9 protein-coding genes and 1 rRNA gene are annotated in these 11,221 nt (G+C 49.8%); 6 read left to right on the top strand and 4 right to left on the bottom strand.

From position 1 onward, the window contains the following. Positions 1-104 (top strand): 5S ribosomal RNA (rrf, locus tag LB310_RS10455); the annotation flags it as partial. 186 nt (positions 105-290) lie between these two features. Here the strand turns inward: rrf and LB310_RS10450 are convergent. Then, positions 291-1,469 (bottom strand): IS110 family transposase, encoded by a 1,179-nt coding sequence (locus LB310_RS10450; protein WP_301155051.1) that lies wholly within the window; start codon positions 1,467-1,469, stop codon positions 291-293. Positions 1,470-1,889: 420 nt separating this feature from the next. Beyond that, positions 1,890-2,795 (bottom strand): glycosyltransferase family 2 protein, encoded by a 906-nt coding sequence (locus LB310_RS10445; protein WP_161959479.1) that lies wholly within the window; start codon positions 2,793-2,795, stop codon positions 1,890-1,892. Between the two features lie 350 nt (positions 2,796-3,145). Here LB310_RS10445 and LB310_RS10440 point away from each other — a divergent pair, with 350 nt between their 5' ends. The 4 genes from LB310_RS10440 to LB310_RS10425 are packed head-to-tail and all read left to right on the top strand — an operon-like array spanning position 3,146 to position 7,753. After that, positions 3,146-4,186: a polysaccharide biosynthesis protein gene (locus tag LB310_RS10440; RefSeq protein ID WP_096226870.1), complete on the top strand. Its 1,041-nt coding sequence runs from the start codon at positions 3,146-3,148 to the stop codon at positions 4,184-4,186. Beyond that, entirely contained in the window at positions 4,174-5,376 is a 1,203-nt protein-coding gene (locus tag LB310_RS10435; RefSeq protein ID WP_274542520.1) for an NAD-dependent epimerase/dehydratase family protein, read from the top strand. Before LB310_RS10440 ends, LB310_RS10435 begins: the two co-directional genes overlap by 13 nt. 2 nt (positions 5,377-5,378) lie before the next feature. Continuing rightward, complete coding sequence (locus tag LB310_RS10430) at positions 5,379-6,521, top strand: UDP-N-acetyl glucosamine 2-epimerase (protein WP_096226869.1); 1,143 nt, start codon at positions 5,379-5,381, stop codon at positions 6,519-6,521. Positions 6,522-6,526: 5 nt separating this feature from the next. Then, positions 6,527-7,753 (top strand): glycosyltransferase family 4 protein, encoded by a 1,227-nt coding sequence (locus LB310_RS10425; protein WP_096226868.1) that lies wholly within the window; start codon positions 6,527-6,529, stop codon positions 7,751-7,753. Between the two features lie 4 nt (positions 7,754-7,757). Here the strand turns inward: LB310_RS10425 and LB310_RS10420 are convergent, their stop codons facing one another. Further along, positions 7,758-8,138 carry a DUF2304 domain-containing protein gene (locus LB310_RS10420; protein ID WP_096226867.1) on the bottom strand — a complete coding sequence of 127 codons (381 nt, stop codon included), beginning with the start codon at positions 8,136-8,138 and terminating at the stop codon, positions 7,758-7,760. A 12-nt stretch (positions 8,139-8,150) separates the two neighbouring features. Then, complete coding sequence (locus tag LB310_RS10415; protein WP_096226866.1) at positions 8,151-8,846, bottom strand: glycosyltransferase family 2 protein; 696 nt, start codon at positions 8,844-8,846, stop codon at positions 8,151-8,153. 273 nt (positions 8,847-9,119) lie between these two features. Between LB310_RS10415 and LB310_RS10410 the strand changes: the two genes are divergently transcribed. Beyond that, the coding region (locus LB310_RS10410; protein WP_301155053.1) for an N-acetylmuramoyl-L-alanine amidase at positions 9,120-11,221 on the top strand (2,102 nt) is incomplete at its 3' end.

The raw sequence follows: 11,221 nt of genomic DNA, 5'->3' as shown, positions 1-11,221 counted from the left end.
TGGAGGCGGGGATCACCCGATCCCATTCCGAACTCGGAAGTTAAGCCCGCCATCGCCGAAAGTACTGCGGAGTCAGTCCGTGGGAGGATAGGGCGTCGCGCTCGCGGAGGATGCTTTCTTTGTTTGCAGGCCCCCGGACCATGTCGGCCCGGGGGCCTGCCGCGTGTCGGGGGGGGGTCCTATGATTCTGTCAAGTGGCGGCTCGGAAGTTTTTCCACCATGGAGCGATCGGTTTCGGGCATGACGAAACGACGCCTCGGCCCCCAAGGCGTGCGGATCCTTCGGACCGCTTACGCGGAGTACGGCGTGCCGTCTCGCATGACGGCGTATATCACCTTCATCCTCTTTCGCGCGGTGGCCTTGAGCGCGCATCTGCGCTTCATGCCCCTGCCCAGGCATCTTCTCAAGTACTCGCCGTAGTAGCTCTTCGACCTGCCCAGCGAGTTGCATGAGAAGACGAGCAGGTTCTTCAGCGGCTTGTTGCCGCCGCGGTGCCCCTTGTCGTAGTTGACGGACGTTCCGGACCGCTGGGTGGACGGGGCGAGCCCGCAGTAGCTGGCGAGCTTGTCGTGGCTGTCGAACTGGGATATGTCTACGGACACCACGAGCTGCGCGGCCGTCCTCGGCCCTATCCCCGGTATGGTCTGCAGGTTGGCGAAGTCGGCGTTGCCCGAGAGCGACTCGGCGATGGCCTCCTCGAGCATCGCCTCCTCTTGGTTGTCGGCGGCTATGCGCCCGGCGAAGTGCTTGACGTAGCGCATCTCGGCGGCTACGGCCTGCTCGTGCGGCCTCTCGCCGGAGATCGCGTCCCAGAGGCGGTCCCGCTGCCCGCGGCTCGCCCCGTGCTTGCGCGAGGCGGCGCAGAACCTCTCCCGCCCGGCGTCGAGCATGTTCCACGGACCTCCGAGCTCGGAGAGCATCCCGGCGCACCACGGCGCGGTCATCTCGCAGGCCCGCTCGAAGGCGGGGCAGGACTCCAGCAGCCTCGAGCGCAGCGCGTTCGCGCAAGCCGTCCGGTCTTTCTGCACTTGGGCGACCTGGGCCGACATTATCCGAGCGCCGTCGAGCGCGGGATCGCCCTCCGGCACCGGGCGCAGCGTCTGCGGCATGCCGAGCGCCACGCGGGCGATGACCTGCGCATCCCTGGCATCGGTTTTGGCTATGCCGGGAAAGCCCTTCGCAAGCTCGTGCTCGGCCGATCCGGGCAGGTAGGCGACGGGCCTCCCCGCCGCGCGGGCGCGCCTGATCGCGAGCGCGCCGATGTTGCGGCGCTGGTCGACGACCACGAGCGTGTCGTCCGGGCATTCGGCGATGACCTCGTCGAGGCCGGCCTCGGTGTTGGCGACGCGCCTGCTCAGCAGAACCGTTCCTGCGGAGTCGACGGCGTAGGCCCAATGGGACTGCTTGCCGACGTCGAGCCCTAGATAGGCTTCGTGCCTGTCCGCGAGGGTTGCGTTCTTCTCGGCCATGGTGATACCCTTCCCGTACGGCTGGCCGCGCCGTTCGCCGCATCTCGGCAACCACATTACTGGGCCGTGGCGCATCCGGCGCCCGGCAGGTTCCTATCAGCCGGAATTGCGGCGGCCGATCCCCGGTGGCAACACCCCCCCCCGGCCTTCGCGAGAGGCAGGGGCTAAGGGTCATCCGGCACATCCGGCCAGCGGCCATGTCAATGATAGGCAAAGGCTGGCTATGCGATATGACTAACCGAGGCCGCCAAGCCCCTTGAATATGACTTAATCAGGCTTATTTATACAGTAATGGGGCAGCTAACAGGCGGACGCTACAGTGTCCGCCAGAGCAAAGTGTAGTGCCATGAAAATCGCTTGCCGTGTGCCGAGGCGAAACGCCTTTACCGCGCTCGTGCTAGTTGCTACTCATTTTTGTGCTCACTTGAGGTATCGAATAGCGCGAATAAAGTTTGATGGGTGAAGTTGCTTTACCATCTGCTTGGCGTAGATAAGCCATTCTGCTTTGTTCTCGGAGTAGTTGCGAGCATGACGCGCGACATTAAGATTATAGATACAGCGATAAGCGTGAATATCCCAGATTCGCTTGTTGTCGACTCCTATGCGCTTGAGAGCCTTAGTCGACTCGATCCATCGATCAAGAGGAATATGAAAATCAGCGATAATATCAGTGGAGGATCCCGTTCGGTTTTCGCGGTAACAATAGAATGCCTTGTCGGTATAGGCGATAGTCTCCGCTTGACATAGGGTTTCTATCAGGAACGGATTATCGACCCATCCAGCGCCAGGAACCTGCTTAAAGTGAATATCTTGAGCATCAAGAAATTCCTTTTTGTAAATTGCAGACCAGATAGACGGGTGATACCGCAAAAGAAGAGGTTCGTCTTCGATACGAAAGACGTGTTGCGAAACTTGAATGCGCCCGTAGAATCCACAGAGCTTTCTATTGGAGTCATCGGTTTCGTCAACGCTCCAGTATGCAGATTTGACAATATCAGGGAAATCGAGTGCCTGTGCATAGCTAAAAAGAGCAGAGAACATGTCGCCGTCAAGATAATCATCTGGTTCTATAATCCCTATATAGCGTCCTTTGGCTTGTTGTATCCCCTGGTTGAGAGCGGCTCCGTATCCTTCGTTTTGCTTATTGATGACAATTATACGTTTATCGTCTTGGGCAGCTTTTTTAAGAACGCTGATCGATTCGTCTGTGGATCCATCATTGATGCAAATGAGCTCCATCTTCAAATCATTGTGAGGAATGCTTCTCAAGCATTTCGCCAAGTAGTCTTCAACGTTGTATATCGGTATGAGGATGCTTACATCCATAAATAGCAGCAGCTCCATAACGTAATAGCGGTCCGAATATGTTCTTGAGTGTTTTGTTATCCTGCGTTTGTTCTGGTGTTTGTAACCTTTTGAAGCAATTTTCACATCCATTGTACGCCCGAAGAAGACTTTCTGGGGATTCAGAAGGTGATCAGCATCCCTAAAATAGCATTTCTTCAGATTGCCCAATTAGTAAATTGAGCCGGGCGCTTCAGATGACTCTGGAATTTTGCCACCCAGTTTTTCAGATTGGTTTTCCCTGCTGATTGTGTCTTCGGGATCTTCTTTTGAGCTATTTGGGAGATAATGGAAGCATGCTGATAGGTGGTCATGCGATAAGGAGATAAAGAATGGACTCGGCTTTTAAAGACAAGACGCTTCTCATCACCGGTGGAACGGGTTCATTTGGGCATACGGTTCTCAATCATTTCTTATTAGAAGATATTGGCGAAATTCGCATTTTCAGTCGAGATGAAAAAAAACAAGATGATATGCGGCATATGCTGCAGTCTAAATATCCCGATAGTGCTAATAAGGTCCAATTTTATATTGGCGATGTTCGCGACGAGCGCTCTGTTGCAGATGCCATGCATTCTGTTGATTATGTATTCCATGCAGCGGCTTTAAAGCAAGTTCCTTCTTGCGAGTTTTTTCCTATTGAGGCCGTAAAAACCAATGTATTGGGTACCGACAATGTTCTACATGCTGCCATAAGTGAGGGCGTCAGTAAAGTTGTATGTCTATCGACTGATAAAGCAGCTTACCCGATCAATGCCATGGGAACATCGAAGGCGATGATGGAGAAGGTAGTATATGCTAATGCGCGCATTGCTGCCGGCCGTACTACAATTTGCTGTACTCGATATGGAAACGTAATGTGCTCGCGGGGAAGTGTAATTCCTTTATTTGTAGATCAAATAAGATCCGGTAAAGCTATTACCGTAACCGACCCTCATATGACGCGTTTTCTCATGAATCTTGATGAAGCGGTTGACCTTGTGGAATTCGCCTTCTCTCATGCTGAACCAGGAGATTTATTTGTGCAAAAATCGCCGGCTTCTACCATTGGGGATCTTGCGAAGGCGGTTCAAAATCTGTTCGGAAACACAGGTATCAAAGTCATTGGAACTCGTCATGGTGAAAAACTTTTTGAGACGCTTATGACGCGAGAGGAGAAGCTCCGTTCCGAGGACATGGGTTGCTACTACCGCGTCCGAGCCGATTCTCGCGATTTGAACTATGATAAATTTGTGGTGAATGGTGACGTTGAGACGCAAGCCGATGATTCATATACAAGTCATAATACCGAACGTTTGGATGTTGGTGGCACTATGGAGAAAATCAAGACTGCGTCCTATGTTAAGGAAGCGCTCGATGAGTGGGTGAGGTAATGAAGGTACTGGTTACTGGTTCAAGGGGTTTTGTTGGAAAGAATCTCGTCGAGTCTCTAAAGTGCATTCGTGATGGGAAGGACAGGCGCTCCTTATATCAAGCCATGCTTCCTTTGGAAATATTCGAATATGATCGGGATTCCAGTTTTGAGGATCTTGACGCCTATTGCCGAGAGGCAGATTTCGTATTCAATCTCGCGGGGGTCAACAGACCGCAAAACTCTGAAGAATATATGGCTGGAAATTTCGGCTTCGCTCAACAGCTTTTAGAAACATTAGAGAAATATGAAAACAAGGCACCCATTATGCTCAGCTCTTCGGTTCAAGCTGAACTGAAGGGGCGATATGCGAATTCCGAATACGGAAAAAGTAAACTTGCAGGTGAGGAATTGTTCCTGAAATACTCTGAGAGAACTAAGATACCTATTTTGATCTATCGTTTACCAAATCTGTACGGAAAATGGTGTCGTCCCAATTACAATTCTGCAGTCGCGACATTCTGCTACAACATCGCCAATGACCTTCCGGTTACCGTGAATGATCCTTCTGTTGAGCTGGATCTGCTTTATATTGATGATTTGGTGTCGGAGTTACTTTCCGCATTAATTGGTAAAGAAAATCGAATCGGGGGAGGTTATTGTTCGGTTGCTCCGGTTGATAGGGTTAGCATCGGGGAAATAGTTTCATTAATTAAAGAATTCAATGATTCTCGAGCATCCTTATGCATCCCGAATATCCCTCGAGGCTCTTTTTCGAAAAAACTGCTTACGACATTTATGTCGTATATGCCTCCAGAGAAATTTGCCCTTCCTCTTAGAATGAATGAGGACGAGCGAGGAAGCTTTACCGAAGTGCTTCATACTCATAATGCTGGGCAAGTTTCGGTTAACGTGTCAAAGCCGGGAGTTATTAAAGGGCAACATTGGCACCATACAAAATGGGAGAAGTTTTGTGTTGTCTCGGGTCATGGACTGATGCAGCTTAGAAAAGTAGGGAAAGATGAAAATGGCTCTGAATACCCTGTGCTTGAATTCGAGGTTACAGGCGATGAGCTGCAAGTTGTCGACATGATTCCAGGGTATACGCACAATATTGTAAATTTGTCTAATGAGCAGAATCTTGTGACGGTAATGTGGTGCAATGAATGCTTTGATCCCGATTACCCCGATACGTTCGCGCTGGAGGTATAGCGATGTCGCGCATGAAGCTTATGACTATTGTCGGAACGCGCCCTGAAATTATTCGTCTATCTGAGGTAATAAAAAAATGCGACACCTATTTCGATCAATATTTCGTACACACTGGCCAAAATTACGATTACGAGCTCAATCAAATATTCTTTGACGATCTGAAGCTACGCCAGCCAGACGAATACCTTGATGTTGTTGGCGATGATCTCGGGCAGACGATCGGAAACGTTATTGCCAAGTCTTATGAGTGCCTCGTACGAATGAGTCCTGATGCGCTTTTGATTTTGGGCGACACCAATAGTTGTCTTTCCGCTATTGCCGCGAAAAGACTCCATATTCCAGTATTTCACATGGAAGCTGGCAACAGGTGCTTTGACGAATGCCTCCCTGAAGAAACAAACAGACGGATAGTCGATCATATTGCAGATGTCAATCTTTGCTACTCAGAGCACGCTCGGAGATACTTGAATGCGGAAGGAACGGTAAAAGAGCGTACTTATGTCGTGGGCTCTCCAATGGCTGAAGTTCTATCGGCTCACATGGATCGAATAGAAGGGTCTCGTGTTCTTGAACACCTTGGACTCAAGTCCAAAGGATATATTCTTCTGTCTGCTCACAGGGAGGAGAATATTGACAATGAGTGCAATTTCAATGCGTTGATGAATGCTGTGAATGCCATGGCTGAGACTTATGGTATTCCCATTTTGTACAGCATGCATCCGCGATCAAAAAAGCTTATCGACAAGCGCTCGTTCCGATTTCATCCGCTCGTGAGGACGCACAAGCCCCTCTCGTTCACCGACTACAATCACTTGCAGATGAATGCGTATTGCGTCGTGTCCGATTCTGGAACCCTCCCTGAAGAGTCGAGCTTTTTTAACAGCTGCGACAAACCCTTTCCGGCGGTGTGCATTCGTACTTCCACAGAGCGACCCGAGGCATTGGACGCTGGAAACTTTGTCCTTGGGTCGATAACGACGGATCGAGTGCTTCAGGCTGTAGACGTTGCGGTCCGTATGACTGAGTCGGGAGATTATGGTTCTGATGTGGCAGTATACACAGATATCAACGTGAGCACGAAAGTTGTGAAAATTATCCAGTCTTACACAGGGATCGTTGATAAGATGGTTTGGCGGAAAGGCTAGGCTACGTGACCGGAAAGAGAATCCTTGTTGTAACGCAGCATTTTTATCCGGAGAACTTTAGGATTAATGATATTGTTAGCGGTTTTGTGGAAGACGGCTATGAAGTGGACGTTCTTTGCGGTCTCCCGAATTACCCTGAAGGGGAGTGGTTTCCGGGGTATACCGAAAAAGGTCCCTTCGAGGAAACTTTCGAAAAGGCAAATGTGTTTCGAGCGAAAGAGATACCTCGAAAGGGTAACACTTCAATTAGAATTTTTCTGAATTATGTAAGCTGGCCTATTCGAGCCTTCTTTCGCGTAAGCTCTTTACCCGGTAGGTATGATTCAGTTTTTTGTTATAACACGAGCCCGGTGCTTATGATTATCCCGGCTATAAGGGCATCAAAAAAGTTCAAGGCGCCGCTCGTTGTATACGTTTTGGATATATGGCCGGAAAATCTCTATACAGTTTTGCCCATTTCGTCGAAGTGGCTTAAGAATATCGCTTCGAGGATCAGTGACATGCTCTACTCAAAAGCTGATCGCTTAATCGCTATGAGCGTGTCTTTGCAGCAGAGATTGTTCGACAGGGTTGGCTCCAAGTGCCGTTCTGTTCATGTAGTTCCTCAGCATGCTGAAGATTTCTATACTTTGCTGAAGAGGGATAGCGAACTGCATGAGAGATTCGACGGAAAAACGAATCTTGTTTTTGCGGGTAATTTTAGTCCAGCTCAGGGTTTGGACTGCCTGATAAAAGCAATAGGAAAAGCCCATAGGAATGGGTTCGATGACCTACATTTGCTTATGGTCGGCGATGGGATGAGCAGGGCGTCTCTTGAGCAATTGGTGAAAGAAGAGGGTCTCACCGGCCACGTCACTTTTTACGGGAGGGTTGAGGCTCATGATATTCCACAGTTTTCCGAACTGGCCGATGCCATGGTTGTTTCGTTGGCCGAGAATAAGGACTTAGAACTTACTATTCCCGCAAAAGTGGCAAGCTGCATGGCGGCCGGTAGACCAATTATTGCTTGTCTTGACGGGGAGGGTGCGACTGCAGTCCGGCAAGCAGAGTGTGGATATGTAAGCCCAGCAGGAGATATCGATTCCCTTGCCAACAACCTGATGAGATTCAGGGATGCGAGCGGCAATGAGCTCGCTATGTTTGGAGCAAATGCACGTAGGTATTTCGACGCAAGGTTTTCCCGAAAAAAGGTCATTTCCGATTTGGAGACGCTGCTATTTGAAGAAAGGTGAAATATTACCTTTCTTCATGAGTTGGTGAATTGTCGCAGCTGGATTCAAATTCCGATTGTTCTTTTTTGAGCAAAGCCACTTCTTGAATAAGCGTTTTTGTATAAGCGGCTTGTTTGCTTGCAATGACGCTCAAGGACAAGGCTATGACCAAGAGAAAGAACACGGCTGCAATGAAAATGAAATTTGAAGCCAATTCGAATCCGAGCAGCTTCGATAGGGCATAGATGGGTTCGGGAAACATGGAGAATACGCAAACGAAAAACGAGAGTGCGAGCCAAAGAAGGGAGTACTTCAGCAATAGCTTGCCCTTGGTTACCAAGGTTATAATATAAACGATAAATAAAACGCAGATTGCAATCATAAGGATTCTTGCAGGACCGGTCATCGTAAGCAGCTCCTAGAGGGTGATGCGCTTTTTGAAGCGCGAAATCAAGATTGCCAATGAAACTTTAATCATATAGTACACGCTCGAAACAGTGCCTATTGATGATTTTCCCTCCGATCGCTCCCTCATGTTCACCGGGGCTTCTGCGATTAGGAGGCCGCTATTTAGTGCTTCGGCAATAGACTCCGGTTCGGGATAATCCATTGGATACGATGTGCAGAATAGGCGCTGGGCTTTACGACCGGATGCTCTAAGTCCGGATGTGGGGTCGGTGATTTTCTTCCTGTAAAGGAGGTATATGAGTCCCGACAACCACTTTATCCCTAAGCGCCTCATAGCGGTGGATTGAAACCCGTCGGTTTTTTTTAAGAAACGAGATCCGATGGCAAGATCGGCGCCGTTTTCGATTTCTTTAATTAAGACGGGAATGGAAGAAATATCATGCTGCCCATCTCCGTCAATTTGGATGTCGATATCGTATCCATGCCGGTATGCGTATTTGTGTCCCGCCTGCACAGCACCTCCGATACCGAGGTTTCTTGGAAGGTCGAGCACGTTGATTCCGTGTTCTTTGCATATGTCGATCGTATGATCGGTCGACCCATCGTTGATAACAATGTAGTCATATCCGTGCTTCTTTGCGTCCTCCACTACTGAAACTATGCTTTTTTCCTCGTTATAAGCAGGGATCACCAGCAGAATTTTCATTTGGACCTTTTCGAGCTCGACGTTTTGCTTGCTTTCGCTTGATCTACCTTACAATACTAATTCATACTTCGTGTTCATAGTGCGGGTTTTTCAGAAAACCTAGATCAGCGAACGCCTACGCTTGCGGCGTTTTTTGTGCGCACTCACGGCTGCGGAATAAGCTTTTTGGTTTTGAGAAGGGGCAGTGTGCGGTATCATGATCGATAGCGTTCTGCTAATTCGATAATAATTGAACAATAGGCGGCGGTGTAGATCGGAGTGGGCGTGAATCGAATGGTATCTAAACTTTTAGCGAGCTTCTTATCATTGATCCTCGTCGCATCGATGGTTCCCTCGGTCGCTTTTGCTCAAGGGAAAAACGATATGGACAATGGAGGCGGGTTTGAGTCTGTGGGGACTCGGAATGCTTCTGAGACTGCAGAAGCTCCCGATTTCCAGTCTGGCTCTGCCGAAGCTGAAAGCAACCAATTGGCAGCTTCCGACCAAACAGACGATGTTGACGAAAGCGAGCAGAATAAGGCTTCTGGGGAGAGCGAAGAATCTTCTGTTGAGAGCGAAACTTCTGAAGACACCGTTTTGAAGGAATCCGACCAAAACGCTGAAACTTCGGCTGCTGCATATGTATATGTCGAGTCGCCAGAGATCGACTTTGGTGGAATTCAAAACGTGGTAATTGGACTTGCCGATGATGTCCCGTCGGTATCTGATGCTCGATTAACGGTACGTTCCGAGACTGGTGGAGAGTGGGTTGTCGCTGCCTCCAATACCGTAGAAGGAGCTGTTCTTTTTCCGATCGACACGACGGAGATGGAGGCGGGGAGAATTGAGCTTATAAGTTTCTCCTACTCGAATGCTGGTGGTCAAAAAGAGACGGAAGATCTTTTCCAGTACACAGATGTCCATTATTCTTTCAAGGTGCTCTCGTCGGTGTCGCTGTTTGCTGAAGAAGCCGATCCTGGAGAGGTTACCGTCTATTCGATAGATGAGGCTGGAACTCTATCTCAAGAGAGCAGCTTAGAAAGCGCGATAGAGGTGGCCCAGGCTAACAAACAAGGTGAATACGGGCTTGCAGCATCTTCCCGCCAATCGCGAAGTGCCACAAGCAGGGATTCTGATGTTGTGGTGGCGCTCGACCCCGGCCATGGCGGTAGCGATGGTGGTGCGTCTGGATTTGGTTTGGTTGAAAAGAATCTTAATCTCAAAATCGCGCAGTATTGCCAGCAGGAATTGGAATCGTATTACGGTGTGCGTGTGGTAATGACGCGAACTGGTGATGAGTACGTTGGTCTGTTGGATAGGGTGGCAAGGGCCGTACAGCAAGGCGCCAGCGTTTTCGTGAGTATCCACTGCAATGCGAGCGGCGGCTCCGGGGCGGAAGTATATATTCCGAACGGAAGTTCTTATCAGCACCAAACTCATGTGACCGGTGAGGCTCTTGCAACGAAGATCCTGCAGCAAATTACTTCACTAGGGCTAGCTAATCGCGGTGTGAAAGTCCGTGATTCAGAGTATTATCAAGGCTCTGGACCTTATTATTACGAAGACGGTCATCTAGCGGATTTCTATACGGTGATTAACGAAAGCCGCGTATATGGTATTCCCGGTATTATTGTTGAGCATGCATTTGTCGACAACGCCTCTGACGCTGCCTTTTTGAGCAATGAAGGCAATTTGAGAGCCTTGGGTGTTGCCGACGCAACCGGGATCGCTCAACAGTACGGGCTTTCGAAGAGCAGGGTAGAAGTGCATTCTGAGATCAATGGAAGTATCCTTGAGCTCGATACGCGAAACTGGGGGGTCGATCCTGACAATGTATGCTTCTCCGTTTTGGCTCCTACTGGCGAAACGACATGGGTGCAAGGTTATGAGCAAAGTGACGGGTCATGGACAGGGTCTTTCGATTTGGGAGCAACTTATGGTGTCTACGATGTCTGCGCCTACGCTACCATAGACGGCTCTATCAAGGAATACCGTCATATTGATGTCGGATATAATAAAACCGATATGACGGTTGAGCTAAATGGCGATATTCTGTCAATGAACACCTCAAACTGGGGGGCACCTCCCGATAACGTGAGCTTTTCTGTTGTCGATCCGACAGGAGCTATCGATTACTGCCAAGGAGTGCGGCAGGCGGACGGGTCGTGGAGTTGTGAGAAGAATATAGCCGGGGGAAGCTATGGAAGCTATGAGGTAAAGGCATGGTGCAGCCTCGATAAGGGTGTGACCGGGTTTGCGGTTTCTTCAGCTTCTGTCAGCGTCGCGGAGCCGACCGTGGCCTTCGAGGCCGCCGTGTCCGACGGCACGCTGCGGCTCAAGGCGTCCGGCTTCACCCTGACCCCCTCCAACGTCTGCTTCCCGGTCACCGCCCCCGG

The organism is Gordonibacter sp. RACS_AR49 (assembly GCF_030418435.1).
In the GTDB taxonomy this organism is placed as follows: domain Bacteria; phylum Actinomycetota; class Coriobacteriia; order Coriobacteriales; family Eggerthellaceae; genus Gordonibacter; species Gordonibacter urolithinfaciens.
The sequence above is the reverse complement of the archived record's forward strand: the minus strand, read 5'-3'. Positions and strand labels throughout refer to the sequence as shown.